General features: G+C 66.8%; 18 protein-coding genes and 1 pseudogene. 6 read left to right on the plus strand and 13 right to left on the minus strand.

Annotation, left to right across the window (positions count from 1 at the left end; genetic code table 11):
- Positions 1-31: 31 nt before the first annotated feature.
- The 3 genes from nhaA to GWK18_RS12960 all read right to left on the minus strand — a co-directional run bounded on the left by nhaA (position 32) and on the right by GWK18_RS12960 (position 3830).
- Positions 32-1861, minus strand: a complete 1830-nt coding sequence (nhaA, locus tag GWK18_RS11670) for a Na+/H+ antiporter NhaA (RefSeq protein WP_166835415.1) — start codon at positions 1859-1861, stop codon at positions 32-34.
- A 147-nt stretch (positions 1862-2008) separates the two neighbouring features.
- Complete coding sequence (locus GWK18_RS11675; RefSeq protein WP_166835417.1) at positions 2009-3088, minus strand: 2,3-butanediol dehydrogenase; 1080 nt, start codon at positions 3086-3088, stop codon at positions 2009-2011.
- Between the two features lie 64 nt (positions 3089-3152).
- The gene (locus GWK18_RS12960; RefSeq protein ID WP_245193270.1) at positions 3153-3830 is read right to left on the minus strand and encodes a TetR/AcrR family transcriptional regulator; all 678 of its coding nucleotides are present in this window, start codon (positions 3828-3830) and stop codon (positions 3153-3155) included.
- Positions 3831-4068: 238 nt separating this feature from the next.
- Here GWK18_RS12960 and GWK18_RS11685 point away from each other — a divergent pair, with 238 nt between their 5' ends.
- On the plus strand, positions 4069-5421 hold the full coding sequence (locus GWK18_RS11685) for an ABC transporter permease (RefSeq protein WP_166835419.1): 1353 nt from the start codon (positions 4069-4071) through the stop codon (positions 5419-5421).
- Positions 5418-6011, plus strand: a complete 594-nt coding sequence (locus GWK18_RS11690) for a DNA-3-methyladenine glycosylase I (RefSeq protein WP_166835421.1) — start codon at positions 5418-5420, stop codon at positions 6009-6011. Before GWK18_RS11685 ends, GWK18_RS11690 begins: the two co-directional genes overlap by 4 nt.
- Before the next feature lie 42 nt (positions 6012-6053).
- Here the strand turns inward: GWK18_RS11690 and GWK18_RS11695 are convergent, their stop codons facing one another.
- Entirely contained in the window at positions 6054-6935 is an 882-nt protein-coding gene (locus tag GWK18_RS11695; protein ID WP_166835423.1) for an SDR family oxidoreductase, read from the minus strand.
- 104 nt (positions 6936-7039) lie between these two features.
- On the opposite strand from GWK18_RS11695, the gene GWK18_RS11700 reads away from it, so the two are divergent.
- Positions 7040-8854, plus strand: coding sequence for an ABC-ATPase domain-containing protein (locus GWK18_RS11700; RefSeq protein WP_166835426.1), 1815 nt, complete (start codon positions 7040-7042; stop codon positions 8852-8854).
- On the opposite strand, the gene GWK18_RS11705 is transcribed toward GWK18_RS11700, so the two are convergent.
- From GWK18_RS11705 to GWK18_RS11735, 7 genes are all read right to left on the minus strand, one after another.
- On the minus strand, positions 8838-9827 hold the full coding sequence (locus GWK18_RS11705; protein WP_348535943.1) for a formate/nitrite transporter family protein: 990 nt from the start codon (positions 9825-9827) through the stop codon (positions 8838-8840). The two genes, GWK18_RS11700 and GWK18_RS11705, sit on opposite strands and share 17 nt — an antisense overlap.
- 139 nt (positions 9828-9966) lie before the next feature.
- A complete protein-coding gene (locus GWK18_RS11710; protein WP_166835428.1) occupies positions 9967-10416 on the minus strand; it encodes a pyridoxamine 5'-phosphate oxidase family protein in 450 nt (149 codons plus the stop codon).
- Positions 10417-10557: 141 nt separating this feature from the next.
- Positions 10558-11145: a DUF5655 domain-containing protein gene (locus GWK18_RS11715; protein WP_209280952.1), complete on the minus strand. Its 588-nt coding sequence runs from the start codon at positions 11143-11145 to the stop codon at positions 10558-10560.
- A 3-nt stretch (positions 11146-11148) separates the two neighbouring features.
- The gene (locus tag GWK18_RS11720) at positions 11149-11682 is read right to left on the minus strand and encodes a sugar O-acetyltransferase (protein WP_166835451.1); all 534 of its coding nucleotides are present in this window, start codon (positions 11680-11682) and stop codon (positions 11149-11151) included.
- Positions 11683-11826: 144 nt separating this feature from the next.
- The gene (locus GWK18_RS11725; protein WP_166835430.1) at positions 11827-12435 is read right to left on the minus strand and encodes a GNAT family protein; all 609 of its coding nucleotides are present in this window, start codon (positions 12433-12435) and stop codon (positions 11827-11829) included.
- 54 nt (positions 12436-12489) lie between these two features.
- Positions 12490-12681, minus strand: a complete 192-nt coding sequence (locus GWK18_RS11730) for a hypothetical protein (protein WP_166835432.1) — start codon at positions 12679-12681, stop codon at positions 12490-12492.
- A 61-nt stretch (positions 12682-12742) separates the two neighbouring features.
- Positions 12743-14416 (minus strand): FAD-dependent oxidoreductase, encoded by a 1674-nt coding sequence (locus GWK18_RS11735; protein ID WP_166835434.1) that lies wholly within the window; start codon positions 14414-14416, stop codon positions 12743-12745.
- A gap of 136 nt (positions 14417-14552) precedes the next feature.
- Between GWK18_RS11735 and GWK18_RS11740 the strand changes: the two genes are divergently transcribed.
- The gene (locus GWK18_RS11740; RefSeq protein ID WP_166835436.1) at positions 14553-15470 is read left to right on the plus strand and encodes a helix-turn-helix transcriptional regulator; all 918 of its coding nucleotides are present in this window, start codon (positions 14553-14555) and stop codon (positions 15468-15470) included.
- Positions 15471-15512: 42 nt separating this feature from the next.
- Here the strand turns inward: GWK18_RS11740 and GWK18_RS11745 are convergent, their stop codons facing one another.
- Entirely contained in the window at positions 15513-15839 is a 327-nt protein-coding gene (locus GWK18_RS11745; RefSeq protein ID WP_166835438.1) for an AzlD domain-containing protein, read from the minus strand.
- Complete coding sequence (locus tag GWK18_RS11750) at positions 15832-16539, minus strand: AzlC family ABC transporter permease (protein WP_348535944.1); 708 nt, start codon at positions 16537-16539, stop codon at positions 15832-15834. The genes GWK18_RS11745 and GWK18_RS11750 overlap by 8 nt, the downstream gene beginning before the upstream one ends.
- Positions 16540-17002: 463 nt before the next feature.
- Here GWK18_RS11750 and GWK18_RS11760 point away from each other — a divergent pair, with 463 nt between their 5' ends.
- Together GWK18_RS11760 and GWK18_RS11765 are read left to right on the plus strand one after the other, a co-directional pair.
- Positions 17003-17890, plus strand: a complete 888-nt coding sequence (locus GWK18_RS11760; RefSeq protein WP_166835442.1) for a MerR family transcriptional regulator — start codon at positions 17003-17005, stop codon at positions 17888-17890.
- A 271-nt stretch (positions 17891-18161) separates the two neighbouring features.
- Positions 18162-18473: pseudogene (locus tag GWK18_RS11765) on the plus strand (transposase); the annotation flags it as partial.
- Positions 18474-18545: the final 72 nt, after the last annotated feature.

An 18545-nucleotide genomic window follows, 5' to 3' on the forward strand; every position in this document is an offset into this window, starting at 1 on the left:
GCGAGGGTTCGGCGGCGGGGGCGGGCGGCGATCAGGAACGACGGCGGGCCGGGTGCTCGTCCTGCGTCTCCATCTGCGCCTCGAGTTCGGCGATGATCGTCCGCGCGTCGTGCGGGCCGATGTGCCGTGAGCCGTTGAGGAAGAACGTGGGTGTCCCGCGGGCGCCGCTGTCCAGGGCGCTCTGCTTGTGCTTCTTCACCACCTTGGTCAGCACCGGATCCTCGAGGTCCCGCTCGAACTGCTCCATGTCCAGCCCGAGGTCCCGGGCCAGGCGACGGTAGGTCTCCTCCCCCAGGTCGTTCTGGTGGTCGAACAGCGCCTTGTGCATGCCCCAGAACTTGTCCTGGCGGGCCGCAGCCTCGGCTACGACGGCGGCGCGCTCCGCGTGTTCGTGCAGGTCAGTCACCGGAAGGTGCCGCACCACGAATCGCACCCGGCTCCCGAAATGCTCCTTGAGGTCCTGGGCGATGCCGGTGGTCCGGGAGCAGAACGGGCACTCGTAGTCGAAGTACTCGACCACCTCGGCCTCAGCGTGTGGCGATCCGATGATGTGGTCGTACTCCTCGTGGATCGGCGGCGTCAGAGTCACGGGGAGATCGGCGGAGACCTCCCCGAATCGGGTCCGGGCCACCCGGAAGATCAGCCAGCCGAGGATCCAGGCGAGGACCATGGCCAGCAGGACACCCACGGTGGCGGAACTGATCTGCGACTCCTGCGTGAAGGCCAGACCGATCACCAGCAGGGACACGGTGAACCCGATCCCGGACAGGGCGGCACCGCCCATGATGGACCCGGGCCCGACGCCGTCGGGAAGCTTGCCGAGCCCCATGCGGATCGCCAGCCACGTACCCCCGGAGATGCCGACCAGCTTCCCAATCACCAGCCCCGCGACCACACCCCACGTCACCGTGGAGGTCAGCGCAATCCCCAGGGTGTCCCCGCGCAGGTCCACTCCGGCATTGGCCAGCGCGAACAGCGGCACCACGACCAACGACGACGCCCCGCGCAGGCTCACGTGCAACCGCTCGTTCACGGAAATCGACTGCGCCAGGCCCCGCGAGGCGGACCGGGCCACATCAGCCTCGGGCGACTGCCGGAAGTCCCGGAACAGGTTGCCCACGTGGTCCACGATGCCGCGATGTGTGGCGAAGGCCGGGACCAGCAGGCCGGCGATCATGCCCGCGATGGAGGGGTGGATGCCGGACTCCAGGGTGGCCAGCCACAGCACGACCACCAGTGCCACGTACGGCGCCGATCGCCACTGCCGGGTCCGGCCCAGGAAGTAGAGCGCGACCAGCGCCACAACGGCGACCACCAGGGCGGTGATCTTCAGCCCGTCCGTGTAGTACACCCCGATGATGCTCACGGCCAGGAAGTCGTCCACCACGGTCAGCGTCAGGAGGAAGATCCGCAACTGGTTGGACATCGCGGGCCCCACAAGGGCCAGAGCCCCCAGGAGGAAGGCCGTGTCCGTCCCCACCACAGCACCCCACCCGGCGGCGGCCTCCCGCCCGGCGACCGCCAGGTAGACGGCGGCCGGCACGGCAACTCCCAGGACACCGGCCACCAACGGGACCAGCGCCCGTCGTCGGTCGCGGAGGGACCCCACGGCCAGTTCTTGCCGCACTTCCAGCCCGACCACGAAGAAGAAGATCACCATGAGCCCGTCGTTGACCCAGTGGTGCAGGCTCAGGTCCAGCCCCCAGGGCCCCAGCGTCACACCCAGGTGGGTCTCCCAGATCTCGTGGTAGAGCCCCGACCAGGGGGAATTGGCCCACGCCAGGGCGAACAACGTGACCGCGACCAGCAGGAGGGCACTGCCTGATTCGCTGCGGAGACGATCGAGCACTGTGGTGCGCATGGTGGGCGTCCTGTTCTCACGGGTTGCGGGTGGTTCCGGCTCAGGGGACGAGGAAGCCCCCACCCGCCGGGTGGGGGCTTCCCGACGGCGCCCCGCGGGGTCGTCGTCGAACCGATCAGTCATTGAACCAGAACCGGCCGCCCAGGTTCACAATCCCTGGCCGCTGGGCGAGACCAAAATCTTCACGGCCGTCTCGTTCCGGTTGATCAGAGTGTCGAAACCTTCGTCCACCAGGTTCTCCACGGCGATCTTGCCGGTGATGAACGGCGCCAGGTCGATCTTCCCGGACTCCACCAGTTCGATGGTCGCCGGGTGGGAGTTGACGTAGGCGATGGTGCCGCGCAGGTCGATCTCCTTCATGACCAGTTTGTGGATGTCGAAGTTCGACCGCTGGGCCCAGATGGAGACGACCACCAGCACACCGGTCGGACGCAGCGCATCCATCAGGGTGTCCAGCACGACCTGCACGGAGGTGCACTCGAAGGCGACGTCGGCGCCGCGCCCGTCCGTGGAGAGCTTGCGGACCTCCTCCGCGACGTCCACCTGTGTGGGATCCAAGGCATGGTCGGCCACACCCGATTCCAGTGCCTTCTGACGCCGCAACGGAGACAGCTCGGAGACCACCACGGTGCAGCCGATGGCTTTCAGCACCGCCGCGGTCAGCAGCCCGATGGGCCCGGCACCGCCGATGACCGCGACGTCCCCGGCTTTCGCCCCGGAGCGTTCGACGGCGTGGTAGCCCACGGACAGCGGTTCGATCAGGGCCGCCTGGTCCAGCGGGAGGTCCTGGCTGATGGCGTGCACCCAGCGGCGCTTGACGGAGATCTTCTCGCCCAGACCTCCGCCGCGTCCGGCAAGGCCGATGAAGTTCATGTTCTGGGAGAGGTGGTAGTCCTTGGAGTCCGGACCGGTGTCCACGGAATCGTCGATGATGTAGGGCTCGACCACCACGTGGTCACCCACTTCCAGGTCCTCGACCCCTTCGCCGATCTCGTAGACCACACCCGAGAACTCGTGTCCCAGTGTCACCGGTGCGGTCTCACCGGAGATCGGGTGCGGTGTGGAATGGGTCGGGCAGAACACCGGACCGTCTTTGTACTCGTGCAGGTCGGTGCCGCAGATGCCGCACCAGGCGACGTCGATGCCGACTTCCCCGGGCCCGACGGTCGGTTCCGGCACCTCGTCGATCCGGATGTCCTCGCGGTCGTAAAAGCGTGCGGCCTTCATGTGTTGCAACCCCTCTGTGCGACAGATCTGTGCGTGGACGCAACTCGTTGCGCCCGCATCAAACCTATCGCCGCGTAGCTTCGGGCGAACCCCGGTGGTCCCATGTTGCATGCGCCTGGTCAGCGCCGTCGACGAACGCCTCCCAGGTCGCGGTGATCAGCCGCTGTCCCACGCCGTTCTTGGGGTCCATGCGCCGACCCGCACGCAGCAACTCCCCGTCCCACACCGCGATCAGGATGCGGGCCAGGTCCTCGACGGGGATCCGGTAGCGAACCCCTCGTTCGGCCACCCGACCCAGGACGTCCGCCACGGCCAGGACGATCCGGGCGTACTGCTCGTCCACGGCCACCCGGAGTTCCGGGTCCCGGTCGGCGGCCAGGTGCATCTCCAGACGGAAGCCCTGCCACGCGCCGTCGTGCGTCAGCCCGGTCAGGGCCTCCAGCACGAACTGCAGCATGTTCGCCACGGACACCTGCCGTCGCAGCTGCTTGTCGACCTCCGCGTGCAACAGCTCGACCAGCCGGTCGACCCGGTACTCGTAGACCGCGACCGCCAACTCCGCTTTGGAGCCGAAGTTGCTGTAGAAGGCACCCCGGGTGAATCCCGCCGCCGCGCACAGGTCGGCAACGCTGGCAGCCTCGAGCCCCTTCTCCACGAAGACCGGAGCGGCGCGCTCGACCAACCTGCGCCGCGTTGCCACTCGCGAGCGCTTGGCGGCATCTGTGTCAGGCATCTCGTCCATGTCGTCCATTCTCCCCTCGACCTACTCAATACACGAGTGTATCGTCATGCCTCAGATTTCAATACACCAATGCATCGAGGATCGAATGTCACACCTGTCGACGGAACCCCGTCCGCCACATCACACGCGCCGCCGTGCAGAAGGACGCACAGAAGGACGTACAGAACGCCACGCCGGCCATCACGGCGATCACGCAACCGCCACCTTGCGGGATCTGCCCCGCACGATCCGGTGGATCATGCCACCCTTGCTCGTGGTTTTCGTCGGGTTCCTGGGCATCCTGCTGTACCTGGGCGGGCTGGGCTCCCCTGCCGACCACATGCGTGACATGCCGGTCGCGATCGTCAACCAGGACGAGGGCGCGACCGTCGAGAACCCGGACGGATCCAGCACGGATCAGGAACTCGGCAAGGAGGTCACGGAGACCCTGGTGAAGGAGGTCAACGACAGCGGCGAGTTCGACCTGCAAGAGATGTCCATGGCGGACGCACACGACGCACTGACCAGCGGTGACGTGTACGGAGCGATCGTGGTTCCCAAGGACTTCAGCCAACGCAGCATGGACCTCATCCCGGCCTCGATCGGCGGCGACGGGGACGGTGCGCAACCGACGATCGAACTGGTCACATCTCCCCAAGCGGGTTCGATGAGCTCCCGTCTGGTCACGGAGGGATTCACACCCGCGCTCGAATCCGTCTCGAGCAACCTGGGTGAACAGCTGACCTCCGGAGCCGACCAGCAGGTCCAGGCCCGGCAGAAGGCGGGCCAGAAGGTCCCCGACGTGACGACGGTCGCCCAGGACATCCTCAAGGACCCGGTCAACGTCGACACCCATGCGTGGCAGGACCTGGACGGCGGCACCGCCCTGGGCATGGGGCCGTTCTACTGGTCCATCGTGGTCCTGGTGGTGGGCATGACGGGCAGCATCGCCGTCACCACGCTCGTGGACGGCATCCTGGGCGTCGTCCCGGTCGAGATGGGCCCGAGCTTCCGCAAGTACCGGACGGTCGCTCTGAGCCGTCTGGCGGCGTTCTTCCTCAAGTGGGGCATCATGATCGCCTCCAGCGCGGCCGCTGTCGGGCTCATGATGCTCGCCGCGCACCTGGTCAACATGCCCATGCCCAACGGTGGTCTGCTGTTCCTGATCAGCTGGTTGTCGATCTGCACGATCTCCGCAGCCACCCTGGGCTTGTTGACGGTCGGGGGCAGCGCGGGGTTGATCCTGTCGATGATCTACCTGATCTTCCTCGGCCTGCCGTCCGCCGGCGCCGTGGTCCCGGTGGAGGCCTTGCCTGACTTCTTCGCCTGGCTCTCCAAGATCGAGCCCCTGCACTACACCTGGCTGGGGGTCCGGGACGTGCTGTTCTTCAGCGCCGAACCGAACGCCGGCCTGGAGCAGGGCACCTGGGGCCTGTTCGCGATCATGGGTTGCTCGGTCCTGGTCGTCGCCGTGATCGCCCCGCTGTGGGACCGGCTCTCCGGGCGCCGCGGGTTGATCCACGGAACGCACAACGCCCACAACGTCCCGTCCACACCACCCGAGACCGACGGTCCGGGCACCGCTGCCCAGGGCGGTAGGTTGTCCGCATGACAACCGACCTTGTGACCGGCGACGACGGTCTGGCCCGCCCCGCCTGGGCGGCCGCCGACGAACTCATGCGCTCCTACTACGACACGGAGTGGGGCATGCCGATCCGCGACGAGCAGGGGTTGTTCGAACGGCTCACTCTGGAGGCCTTCCAGTCAGGCCTGTCCTGGGCGACCATCCTCAAGAAGCGCCCCAATTTCCGGGCGGCCTTCGCGGATTTCGACCCGGACACCGTCGCGGCCTTCGACGACGACGATTTCCACCGGCTCATGATCGACGCCGGAATCGTGCGCAACCGCGCGAAAATCGCGGCGACCATCACCAACGCCGGGGCCACGGTGCGGCTGCGGGAGAAGGGTGGGTTGGTGGACTTCATCTGGTCCTTCCAGCCCGCAGAGACCCCCGCGCCGCGGTCCATGGCGGATGTGCCCACCCAGTCGGCCGAGTCCAAGGCCCTGTCCAAGGCGCTCAAGAAGGAAGGCTTCGTGTTCGTGGGGCCGACCACGCTCTACGCCTTGATGTCGGCCATCGGCATGGTCGACCTGCACCCGGTGGGATCCCACCGGCGGGGCTCGTCCGGAATCTGGACCTGAGCTTCCCCGTCGGTGAGCATCCGCGGGTGGATCCGCGGATGCTCACCCGGGTGCGTCCACGGATGGACGACGGGGCAGTCCGCCTTCCAAGTACTGGGCGAACGTCATGGGCGCCTGACCCGTCACGGCCTGGACATCGTCGCTGATCCCGGACAGGTCGCCGGAGGCGATCGCGGTGTAGGTGGACACCCAGGCGTCGTATTCCCACTGCTCGGCCGGCCACGCCCGGCGGGACTCGTAGGCTTCCTCGATGGTCTCGTTGTGGAAGCGCACGGGACGCCCCCAGGCCCGGGTCAGTGCCTCCGCCATCTCGGTCATGGTCAAAGCTTCGGGCCCCGTGAGGTCGTAGGTCCGGCCGGCGTGGGCCCGGGGGTTCTCCAGGACCGTTGCCGCCACCCGGGCGACGTCAGCGCGGGAAACCAACGAGCACCGACCGTCACCGGCAGGGCCGCGCAGCACGTCGTCCTCCCCGACGAAGTGCGGGACGATGTCCATGTAGAAGTTGTCCCGCAGCAGCATCCAGGACATTCCGGAGCCCTTGATCAGGTGCTCGGCCTCGTCATGATCGCGTCCGTGTGTGAAAACCGCGTCCGGGGCTGCCGCCATGAAGGACGTGTAGACGATGTGTTCCACTCCCGCAGCGGCGGCGGCCGCGATGAAGGCCCGGTGTTCCTCCCGCCGTGTGGCACTCTCCTTGGCCGAGACCATGAACAGCGTCTTGACGCCGTCCAACGCGGCACGGGTCGCCTCCTGGTCCCCGTAGGCGACCTGGGCGACCTCGGCACCCGGGAGTTCCGGCGCACGGTCGGGGTCACGGACCAGGAGGCGTTGGCGGACGCCCCGATCCGCCAGGAGCCGGGCAACGCGACCGCCCAACGCCCCTGTGGCTCCGGTGACGGCAACGGGGTTCTCGATGGACGTCATGGCACGCGACTCCTCTGTTCGGCGTTCCCGGTACGGACCTGAGCGTGAACACTACGCTGCCGACCCATGCCGTCGCACGACCCGCACGCCCCTAGAGTGGGGCCATGCGCGATCTCCAGGCACTGCACCGGACGCTCCAGGAACTCGACGGGCAAGGCTATGGAGGTTACAAGCGACTCAAGGGCACCTACGACCTCGGTGATTTCCATCTGCGCGTGGATCGCGTCCAGGTGGATCCCTACGCACCGCCGTCCCGGATGCGGGCGGTTTTCGCCCCGGATGCGCTCGGGCTGCCTTCGGAGGCCACCTCCACGCGAGACCAGCGCGTGGCCACCGCCGATCACCTGGCCCGGCGTTTTCATGCGTCGGTCGGCACCGGGGAGTCGACGCGCGGCACGGGGCGCCCGGCGGCACCACGAGGACGTTGGGGCAATGGCGGTTCGGACGACGGTGCCGGCGCCATCGTCGCCTATCCGTGCGGGCCGGAGATCCTGGAACGCAGCACGGTGCTGATCGCCGACGACCGGATCGAGGTCCGCTTCGACCTCGCGCTGCCGGCTGGCGGCCGCCGGATCAAGGGCCGGTTGGCGGACCGCATCCTCACGCAACGACTGCCCGAAGTCCTCAGTCACGCACTGGCCCCGGAGCACCGGGACAACGCCGCCCTGCTGGATCACGTGCGGCTCTACACCGACCAGCTCGCACTCCAGTCCTCCCTGGCCGCGCGCGGGCTGGTCGCCTTCGTGGGCGACGGCGCGATCCTGCCCCGCCGCGCGGGTGATTCCTCCCTTCCCCTCACGGACTCCGCCGTGGCGTTCCAGAGCCCACCGTCGCTGCGGACCACCTTTGAGCTCCCCAGCGGTCGGACGGTCAGCGGCATGGGCGTCCCGGAAGGCATCACGGTCGTGGTGGGCGGCGGCTATCACGGCAAATCGACTCTGCTCTCAGCACTGAGCAGCGGCGTCTACCCACACATCGCCGGGGACGGCCGGGAGTGGGTCCTGACCCGCGACGACGCCGTCGCGGTGCGTTCCGAGGACGGCCGCGCCGTGACCGGGGTCGACATCTCCCCCTTCATTTCCGGGCTGCCCACGGGCGTGGACACCCGCCACTTCACGACGACGAACGCCAGCGGGTCCACCTCCCAGGCCGCCAATCTGGTCGAGGCGATCGAAGCCAGTGCCTCCGTGGTGCTGATCGACGAGGACACCTCCGCGACGAACTTCATGATCCGCGACGAGCGCATGAAGCGGCTGGTCCCTGACCACAAGGAGCCCATCACCCCCTTCGTGGAGAGGGTGCAACCGATGCGCGAGCACACGGGGGTCTCCACGGTGCTGGTGGCGGGTGGTTCCGGGGCGTTCTTCGACGTCGCAGACCTGGTGATCGCCATGGACTCCTACCGTCCCCAGGACGTCACGCAGAAGGCGCGGGACATCGCGGCGGACTCGCCCTGGGGTGACGAGGCAGAAGACGCGGACCTCCACCGGCAGGACGTGGCACCATTCCGGGCGCGGACGCCCCGCATCGTCGCGTTGAACAGCCTCGCGCCGTCGTCGAAAACCAAACCGGCCAGGTCCCGGGGGCGCACGGAGATCCAGCTGGGCAGGGAAAGCATCGACCTGAGCGCCGTGAGTCAGCTCGTGGACGCCGGCCAAACCGCAGCCATCGCATGCTCGATCGACCGGCTCTCCACGACCGGCACGGGAAACGGCACGGGAGCCAACACGAGCAGTCCGAACATGGCACTGGAACGTGCCGCGCAAGGGATCGTCAACGGCATCGCCACCCACGGGCTGGGCTTCCTGACCGGTTCTCCGGAGGAGCATCCCGGGCACTTGGTCGCCCCGCGGCAGCAGGAGATCCAGGCCGCCGTCAACCGCTACCGATTGCTGAAGCTGGCTAACGGGTCCAGCTAGGCCGGTAGTGGCTGTCGTCGTTGACGTACGCGTAGTACAGGCCGATCAGCAGCCCGCCACCCACGAAGTTCCCGAGCAGCGCCACCCCCACGTTTGCCAGGGCGGCCAGGACGTCGATGCCATGGTTGAGACCGACGACGGTGAACAGCACCGTGTTGGCCACGGAGTGCTCCAGGCCGAGGAACGCGAAGACGAACACCGCCGCGATCATGGACAGCGCCTTGGTCAAGTCGTCGTGGATGAAGCCGTTGTAGATCAGCAGCATGGCCAGGTTGATCATGAAGTTGCACAGCACGGCGCGCACGAAGAGGTCGCCGTAGCCTTCCCAGCCACCGCTGACGTAGCCGAGTTTGACGTCGACGGCGGCGATCATGGCCTCACCGGCGGCTCCCTGCGGGATCGTGGACAGCGTGTAGAGCAGTGCGATGAGCAGTCCGCCCAGGAAGTTCCCGAGCAGGCACAGAGCCAGGATCTTGAGCCCGCGCCAGGCCGTGATCTTGCGGTAGTACCCGCCGATGGACACGATCATCATGTTCGAGGTCAGCAATTCGGACTTGGTGTAGTAGATGAACACCAGGGCCCATCCGAAGGCCAGTCCGCCCAGGATCCTCCCGACTCCCGCAAGGGTTGCCTCCCCCGCGGGAATGGCATTGAAGATCGCCACCAGGGAGAAATTGGTGACGTAGAAGATCGCCACGATCATGCCTGCCATGGCGGCACGCATCAGGTAGCGCTGAACCAGGCCACCGGTCATCCGGGTCTTGGTGTCCAGTGCCTCCAGCACCGTGGAGATGAACGCCTTTCCCGGGAACAGCGCGCTGACCGTACGGATCTCCTCGGTCGAGGGCTGGCTGACGGGGTTGCTTCCCCAGCCGTAGGCACCGCCCTGGCCCTTGCCGATCCCGGAGCCGTCATCCGCCGGGTCGGGGAATGAGCCGTGCCCCTGGTTGCCTCGTGTGCTGTCGTTGACCACCGCATGATCGTGTCATGAACGCCCGCACGGGCGGGCCCGGTTTCCCGTTGTTTCGCGTCCGGGCGCGGGTCCGGATGTGTTTCCTGACTGACCCGTGAAGTCGGTGGCCACCGATGCGAGGTGGCCACCGTTCCGGGACTCAGACCTCGAAATCCTGCATGGTGGGCGGCGTGGTGGACACGTCCACCCAGCGGACCCACGTGGGTTTCAGGCCGACAACGCACACGTAGTCCGGATCTCCGCCACCTTCGGGGTGGGCTGCGGCGATCGCGTCACCCGCGCGGACGGCGTCGTCACCGCCGAGCACCCGCGCCAGGGCCTCCACCTGGATCTCCTGGCCCTGCCCGGAGACGACGACGAGCGAGACCTCCGGCCTGGCGCCGATGTTGAGGGCTTTGCGCGACCGGCGGTCCGTGCCGAAGACGATCTCCCCCTGCTCCGCGGCATTCCTGGGTGCGGTGACCGCCAGGTTGATCCAGGCCGCCTCGGGGAAGTCGCCCGACTGCGGGTGGGTGGCCAGCACACCTCCGGGGTTCTGTTCCACGAACTCGATCAGTGCTGCACGCGCGTTGTCCTGGAAATCCGTCATGATCACGTCCTGTCACATGGTTGGTGGTCGCCGTCGACCACGTTCATCCGGCTTGCCCCGGCGACCGGGGCCCGTTTTCCATCCGAGCACATTCGGCACCGGAAAGGCACCGCATGACGCATGATTTCCTCCGTGCCGGGGTCACCCGTTCTGGTCGTATGCCGCGCGCAGCAACGGCTCCAGAGCCTCCACACGGTCCACGGCTGTCTCCTGATGTAGATGCACCCAGTGAGTGGCCTGGGCGAAGTTCTTGGCGGGTTCGACGTCGAAACCCGGAACCGTGGGGACCTCGGCGCGCAACCGGACCCCCACACGCAACCGCCCGTAAGGTCCTGGAGCCACGGCCGCGAACTGGGTGCGACGGACGAATGGGATGTAGGTACCGCGCCCTTCGGCGGTGACGTCGGTCCCCATGGACAGGGCCAGTGCGCTGACCGGGTCGTGAAGGGGCCGCAGGGCTGCCTTCTTGCCCGAGTAGAGGGCGTCGACGTACGCCTCGGTGCTGGGCGGCTGCCACCCCGCGGCACGCGCTGCGGCATCGGCGAGGGTCCACTGGGTGTTCTGTGGCAGCCCGTGTTCGGACTTGAGCCAGGCCCGGACCGCTTTCTGGTCGAGCGGATCCGGACCGTCGTCGTTGACGACCGCCACCCACTGTTCGACCGTGCGGCCGGTGCGTTCGGCCATGGAGGCGGCCAGTGCGCTCATCATCCCGTTGGGTTCGGCGGGCATGGTTCAGATCTCCTTGATCACTCGGGCCGGGTTGCCCACGGCCACCACGTTGGCGGGAATGTCCTTGGTGACCACCGCGCCGGCCCCGATCACCGAGTTCTCCCCGATGGTCACGCCGGGGCACACGATGGCTCCGCCACCCAGCCAGACGTTGTCACCGATGGTGATGGGTTCACCGGATTCGATCTTGTCCCGTCGTGGCCGGGGGTCGATCGGGTGCGTGGGCGGCAGGAGCTGGACGTTGGGCCCGATCTGGCAGTCAGCACCGATCCGGATGGGCGACACGTCCAGGGCGGTGAAGTTGAAGTTGATGAACGTCCGGGCCCCGATCGAGATGAACTCGCCGTAGTCGACGTTCAACGGCGGACGGATGACCACGTCCTCCCCCAAGTCACCGATGATCTGCTCGAGAATCTCCTGGGCGTTGCCCTCCCCCAGGGCCACGGCACGGTGGTACTCGTAGGTGAGCCTGGTGACCAGGAGGGTGCGTTCGGCGTTGACGGGGTCGTCCCCGATGTACGGATCACCGGCGATCATGCGCTCGCGATTGGTCCGGGGGTCCCCCGCGAAATAGTCGGTTTCGGTCTGGAGATCGTTGCGCTCAGTCACACGGAAAGCCTATGCGGAGAGCGACGGCGCACGGCCCGTTCCCCGGCACTCACCGGCGTGTATCCGCCAGCGTCATTCACCGTCTGCGCGACGATGCCGGTCCAGGCGCCCTTCCAGCCCGTTGCGCACGGAAGGCCATTCGTGGTCCAGGACGGAGAAGACCACGGTGTCACGGATCGTCCCGTCCGGCCGGATGCGGTCCTGGCGGAGCACACCGTCCTGTTTGGCACCCAGGCGGGCGATTGCGGCCCGCGACTGGTGGTTGTGCCAATCGGTCCGGAACTCGACGCGGAGGCAGCCGAGGTCTTCGAAGGCACGTCGCAGCAGGAGTAGCTTCATGGCCGGGTTGATGCCCGTGCCCTGGGCATACCGCGCCAGCCAGGTGTAGCCGATCTCCAGGTGCCGCTGCTCCGGATCCAGATTCGTGTAGGTGGTCATGCCCATGGCACGGCCGTTCTTGGGGTGAATGATCGCCCAGGGAGCCATCTTCTCCTCGACATGGAGCTTCAGCCGCCGGTCGATCTCCTGCGTCATGGTCGCGCGCGAAGGTACGGAGGTGTACCAGGTGCGCCAGAGGCCGTCCACCTCTACGGCCGCCACCAGGTCGTCGTGATGCGAGTGGCTCAGTGGCTCCAGACGAACCGCGGGATGTTCAAGGACCGGGGTGCAGGCGTACGTCACGTCCGTCACCTTAACCCCGGCCCTTTCACGACGTTCAGTTGCGCTCAGAACATGTCAGCGCCCGAACAGTTTGGAGAGGAAACCCTGCCCGGATCCACTGGAATTGGCCGCGGCGACCTCGGACCGGGAGTGGTTGCCGTCGCACCACTGGCCCACGGGTACCCCCTTCTTGACGGACTCGATGTGCTGTCCACATCCCGCCCACGTGGTCTTTCCGCAGACCTTGCACTTCACAGCTCGGCACATGTCGGTTCAGCTCCTGTGTTGATGTCCGGATGGTTGGTGGCGTGGTGGTGGCAACGCGTGCTCACGCATTGATCTCCAAGACCTCGGGGGCGCGGTCGCCCAAGGTGTCCAGCAGGGTCAGCATTCCGCCGGAGAGCGACGCCGAATCGACGCCGGCCTGCGCCAGCACCCGGTGGGCGATCGCCGAGCGCACCCCCGAACGGCACAGCACCCGGACGGGACGGCCACCAGCGGCCTGGCGCACCTCGTCCAGACGTTCGCGCAGTTCGGTGTGGGGAATGTTCAACGCTCCGGGGATGCGTTCAGCCTCGAGCTCGCCGGGTTGGCGGGCGTCGAGCACCAGACTGTCCCGTAGCCGTTCTTCGAGTTCATCGGCGTGCCAGAGCGGAACGGTCCCGTCCAGGACGTTGGAACCCAGCATGCCCGCGAAGTTCAACGGGTCCTTCGCGGAGCCGTAGGGCGGTGCGTAGGCCAGGTCCAGGTCGATCAGGTCCCCCACCGTCATCCCCGCACGGATCGCCGTGGCCAGGACGTCGATGCGCTTGTCCACGCCGTCCTGCCCGGTGGCCTGCGCACCGAGCAGCCGACCGTCGTCGGCGAAGTGGACCAGCAGGTGGACTTGCGTGGCTCCGGGGAAGTACCCGGCGTGGTTGTTGGGATGAAGGTGCATCGTGTGGTGCTCGATCCCCGCCGACGCCAAGGATGCACGGTTGGCCCCCGTCATGGCCGCGGTCAGCTCCCCCACCCGCACGATGGCCGTGCTCGTGGCGGTCGGGATCGGCCTGGCGGAATCCGGGCGGAGGACGTCGTCCGCGACCTGCCGACCAGCCCTGTTTGCCGGACCCGCCAAGGCGACCGGGCGCTTGGCCCCCGTGACGGCGTCAGTGGACAGCACGGCGTCACCCACCGCCCAGATGCCGGGAGCGGAAGTCCGCCCGTGGTCGTCGACGACGATCGCGCCACGTTCGCACGTGATGCCCGCGTCCTCGTAGATCTTCGTGTCGGGTCGGACGCCGACGGACAGCACGATGATGTCTGCCGGAAGCTTGGATCCGTCGGCCAGGATCACGGTGTCCTGGGCCTCGCCGGGCTCCACGGATTCGGCGGCCACTCCGGACCGAACGGTGATGCCGAGCCGTCGCAGTTCCCGGGTCACCGGGTGGGCGACCTCGGCCTCCAACGGCGGCAGCACGTGTTCGGCGAGTTCGACGACGGTGACCTCCAGGCCCTGCATGTTCAGGGCCTCGGCGGCTTCCAGACCAATGAACCCGCCACCGAGCACAACCGCCTGGCGCGCTCCCGACTCGACGGTTTCGCGCATGTCCAAGGCGTCGTCCACCGTGCGCAGCGTCCGGACACGGGGCGAATCGAGGCCGGGCAGCGGTGGGCGCAATGCTGAGGCACCGGGTGAGAGCACCAGTGCGTCGTAGTCCAAGGTCTGAATGCCGTCCGGCGTCTGCACGGTCACGGTCTTGGCCTGAGGATCGACACCGGTCACTTCGTGTTGAACCCGGACGTCAAGGTCAAGGGCGGCCTTGAGCGACTCAGGGGTCTGGACCAGCAATTTCCCGCGCTCCTGGATCTCCCCGCTGACGTAGTAGGGCAACCCGCAGTTGGCGAACGAGACGTGCTCACCGCGTTCGAGCACCACGATTTCGGCCTGTTCGTCCAGACGTCGAGCGCGGGCCGCTGCGCTCATCCCGCCGGCCACGCCACCCACAACAACGATCTTCACGGGGACTCCTTCCCGGTCGTACTTCTTCAATGATCCCATTATACCCCCCTGGGTATACCTTTCGACATGTGCATCGCTCAAAGGGGTTCCTGCAGGGACTCTTTGACCTCGCCCGGGCGGATTTACCCTGGGTCCCATGAACAGCACACCGGCGAGTTCAGGCATTCCCGATGCCGCCGACCGCAACAAGACCGAGATCCGCGAGTTCCTGGTCAGCCAACGGGGACGCATCTCCCCCGATCAGGCGGGCATCAGCCCGATCGGCGGACGACGCCGCGTCCCAGGACTCCGGCGGGAAGAAGTCGCCAACCTGGCCGGGGTCAGCGTGGACTACTACACCCGCATCGAACGCGGGAATCTCAGCGGGGCATCGGAGGAGGTTCTGGACGCAATCGCGGGCGCACTGCGGTTGGATCCCAGCGAACGGGATCACCTGCACGACCTGGCGGTCACGGCCAACAACGGCAAGGCCCGTCGTCGTCAACCCCAGAGTGGTACCCGGGTGCGCCCGGAACTGCAGTATCTGCTGGACGCCGTGACCGCAGCTCCCGCGCACATCACCAACCGGGCCATGGACATGGTCGCTGCCAACGCCCTGGGCTGGGCCATGCACCCGGACCTCGACGAGCGAACGGGCACCCCGCCCAACTTCTCGCGCTACGTGTTCCTGGACCCCCGGGCCCACAACTTTTTCGCCGACTGGGAGCGGGCGGCCGACACCAATGTCGCGATGCTGCGCCGGGAGGCGGGACGAAACCCTTATGACAAACGACTCACGGACCTTGTGGGTGAGCTGTCCGTGCGCAGCCAGGAGTTCAGGGACCGTTGGGCCGCCCACAACGTGCGCAAGCACTACGCGGGGCTCAAGTCCTTCGTCCACCCGGTGGTGGGCCCCCTTGAGCTCACCTATCAGTCGATCGAACTCGACCAGGACCCCGGCTTTGCGCTGACCGTGTACCCAGCTGTGCCAGGGAGCGCCTCCGAGGAAGCCCTCCGGTTGCTCGCCTCCTGGGCGGCTTCCGAACACTCGAACCGCATCGACTCCCACCGGTAGACCAGTCGGCCGACTTCACGGAGCCCGAATACGGCGAGCCCGTCAGAAAAGGTTGACCAGCAGCACGTAGGTCACGGTCCCCAGCCCGACACTCAGCAGAGTCCGCCGACCGCAGGTCAGGTGCACGACGGCGGTGACAACCGTTGCAATCGCGGCCTTGAGGAGATTGCCCGGATCGGCGCCCGCCGTACTGCGGAAGGTCGATGCCGCCAGGACGGCCAGAACCCCCACGGGCATCCAGATCGCCATGGTGAGCACGAATCGCGACTCCCGCAGTGGTTCGAGGATCGCGAACGGGACGGCGCGCAGAGCGAACGTGATCGCAAAGATGATCACCAGCACCCCCACGACGTAGCCGGGTTCAAGCATCACCGAACCTCCCTCTGCGAACCGCCACGGCGAAGCGGAGGACCAACATGGCCAGGAACAGGACGAGCGCAAGGAACAGCACCGCATCCGGAGCCACGACGACGGCGACCGCGAAGCTCAGCCCCGCCAACAGGAGTGACGGCACCTGTGCGGAAGACCTCGCGGCATCGAGGGTGAGCGTGATGAACAGCGCACAGAGCGCGAACTCAAGCCCCTCGACAGGCCCGGGCAGCAGGGAGGCCAGCGCGACTCCCACCAGGCCACCGACCACCCAATAGGCCTGCAAGGTCACCTGCAGCGCAATCAGACGCCAGGCGGTCCATCCGCGGGGGTTGGCGGCCGTCACGGCGTAGGCCTCGTCGATCAGGGCGTACATGGAATAGAACTTGGCCAGCGGGTTGCGAACCACCCTCAGAGGGAAGGAGAAGGCGTAGAAGACGTGCCGGAAGTTGACCAACAGGGTGGTCAAGGCGATCGTCGCCAATGGTGTGCCACTTCCCATGAGGCCGATCAACAGCAGCTCCAGGGACCCGGCGAACCCCGCCGTGGACAAAGCGGGAGCCAACCACCACGGCAATCCGGCCTGGACCACGAGCAGGCCGAAGGCGATCCCCAACGGGAACATCCCCAGGCCGGGGGCCAATGACAGCGCAATGCCGGTTCGCACCTCCTGACGTCGGTCGGCAGGTGGTTCTTCCACGTCCTTTTCCACGCCCATCATGATGACCGACAGCCTGCCGTCGGCCGAATCCTGTCCCCTTGACCCTCACACTGCGTCATGGTCGATGCGTTGGGGCATGAGCACCTACTACAGCGCCTTCGACATCAGCCCTGTCCCCGCGCCGGGCCCCGACACCCAACCGCCAGAGGTGTATCGCGGGATCTACGGCATGCCGATGTCCCACTCCGCAAACAGCTGTGCGCTCCACGCTCAGCGTGGCCTGCGTGCGCAGCCAGCTCGAAGGTCTCCGTTCGGCCTGTGAGGAGCTGGTGCCAGGATGTACCCGCGGCCCCTTCGCGCGCCCGTGGAACTCCACAGTACTCGAGGTCACAACGCCGGAGGGCATGCGCGTCGTTCTGACCGCCGCCAACCCACTCGACCCGGCCAGCGCAGCTGCCCAACGCCTGATGGACATCGGCATCGAAGTACGGAGGTCAACGGAATGACCCACCCGCAGCACACCCCGCCTGAGCCCGGCCCGGCGCCGGGGTTGACCGTGGGTGACGTGGAGGGACGCACCGGCACGACGGTGCGCACATTGCACCACTGGGACAACATCGCCTTGGCCTGCCCAAGCCATCACAGCCCGGCAGGTTATCGCCTCTACAACGCGGCCGACATCGCACGCGTCCAACGCATCGTGATCTACCGGGACCTGGAACTCAGCCTGGATGAGATCCGCACGCTTTTGGAGTGGGACGCCGATGCAACCCTCCGCTTTCTTCGTGAGCAACGTGCAGCGGTTGCTCAAGCTCTTGAACGCCAGCGAACCACGTTGAAGGGTTTGGAGCGCATGATCGACGCGCACCAGAACGGCCTCCCCTTGAGTGCCGAAGAGCAAGTCACGATCTTCGGCCCGAATTGGAATCCGCAGTGGCCGCGAGAAGCACGTGCGCGCTGGGGTGACAGCGCCCAGTGGACCGAATACGCCGAACGCGCAGCGGCTCGCACCACGCAAGACTGGGAAGCGATCAGCATTTCCGTGCGGGAGCTTGAGGCAGACCTTGGCACCGCCGTTCGCAAGGGGCTTGCACCACGGTCGACGGAGGCCATGCAGCTTGCTGAACGGCACCGGGCATCCATCGACACATACTTCACGTGCACTTACGACCGGCACGTTCTCTTGGGTCGGATGTACGTGGCCGATGACGCGTTCCGCTGTCACTACGACGACATCGCGCCCGGGTTGAGCACATGGCTCACGATCGCCATCAAAGAGAATGCCCGGCACCATGGAATCGACCCGGATCAGGCAACTTGGGGGGACCTAGGGAAGATGACGAACGGACCACTGAACTGGCCGTGCTCGGACGCGAAAACCGGCACCTGAAGCGGGCCTGCTCCTCTCGGTCTTCGCTTCAATCAACGCCAGCGCTGCTTTCTGGGCCTACTATGACCAGAATCGACCCGGGGCAAACGCTATAACCAACCGGTCATCGCCTTGGCCAGGCGTCTCGCTGATGTGCTCTACGGGATGATCGGAGTTGAGTCCCGCATAGTGGTGTAACGCCGGTGGCCCGGCTCGTCACGATGACGTAGACGCGGTCACCGTGTGATCCTTCGAGGAATCTCCTACAACCCACTCGAAAGGCATCATCACGATGACCGCTCCTCATATTGTCGACCCTGCCGGTGTGCTGGCAGAAGCCCTGACCGACGCGTCGCCGGATCTGATGCGCTCGCTGTTGCAGACGATGATCAACGCGCTGCTGTCCGCCGACGCCGACGCGGTGGTTGGCGCCGAATGGGGCCAGCCCAGCCCCGACCGGCTCGCGCGCCGCAATGGCTACCGGCACCGACCGCTGGACACGCGCGTGGGCACGGTCGATGTCGCGATCCCAAAGCTGCGCTCCGGCACCTACGTCCCCGACTGGCTGCTCGAGCGACGCAAGCGCGCCGAGACGGCGCTGATCAGGGACTGCCGCGTCGATAGGTGACATCTGATCTGGCTTGCCCGTAGGGCGGCCTGGAAGGATGTGCACCAT

Origin of the sequence: Kocuria sp. JC486 (genome assembly GCF_011602805.1) — a bacterium.
GTDB classification, from domain to species: domain Bacteria; phylum Actinomycetota; class Actinomycetes; order Actinomycetales; family Micrococcaceae; genus Kocuria; species Kocuria soli.

Coding starts and splice junctions, on each gene's coding strand:
- nhaA (WP_166835415.1), bottom strand. CDS start 1,861: ATGCGCACCACAGTGCTCGATCGTCTCCGCAGCGAATCAGGCAGTGCC.
- GWK18_RS11740 (WP_166835436.1), top strand. CDS start 14,553: ATGAACAGCACACCGGCGAGTTCAGGCATTCCCGATGCCGCCGACCGC.
- GWK18_RS11760 (WP_166835442.1), top strand. CDS start 17,003: ATGACCCACCCGCAGCACACCCCGCCTGAGCCCGGCCCGGCGCCGGGG.
- GWK18_RS11745 (WP_166835438.1), bottom strand. CDS start 15,839: ATGCTTGAACCCGGCTACGTCGTGGGGGTGCTGGTGATCATCTTTGCG.
- GWK18_RS11685 (WP_166835419.1), top strand. CDS start 4,069: ATGCCACCCTTGCTCGTGGTTTTCGTCGGGTTCCTGGGCATCCTGCTG.
- GWK18_RS11730 (WP_166835432.1), bottom strand. CDS start 12,681: ATGTGCCGAGCTGTGAAGTGCAAGGTCTGCGGAAAGACCACGTGGGCG.
- GWK18_RS11700 (WP_166835426.1), top strand. CDS start 7,040: ATGCGCGATCTCCAGGCACTGCACCGGACGCTCCAGGAACTCGACGGG.
- GWK18_RS11710 (WP_166835428.1), bottom strand. CDS start 10,416: ATGACGGATTTCCAGGACAACGCGCGTGCAGCACTGATCGAGTTCGTG.
- GWK18_RS11715 (WP_209280952.1), bottom strand. CDS start 11,145: ATGCCCGCCGAACCCAACGGGATGATGAGCGCACTGGCCGCCTCCATG.
- GWK18_RS12960 (WP_245193270.1), bottom strand. CDS start 3,830: ATGGACGAGATGCCTGACACAGATGCCGCCAAGCGCTCGCGAGTGGCA.
- GWK18_RS11675 (WP_166835417.1), bottom strand. CDS start 3,088: ATGAAGGCCGCACGCTTTTACGACCGCGAGGACATCCGGATCGACGAG.
- GWK18_RS11690 (WP_166835421.1), top strand. CDS start 5,418: ATGACAACCGACCTTGTGACCGGCGACGACGGTCTGGCCCGCCCCGCC.
- GWK18_RS11720 (WP_166835451.1), bottom strand. CDS start 11,682: ATGATCGCCGGTGATCCGTACATCGGGGACGACCCCGTCAACGCCGAA.
- GWK18_RS11695 (WP_166835423.1), bottom strand. CDS start 6,935: ATGACGTCCATCGAGAACCCCGTTGCCGTCACCGGAGCCACAGGGGCG.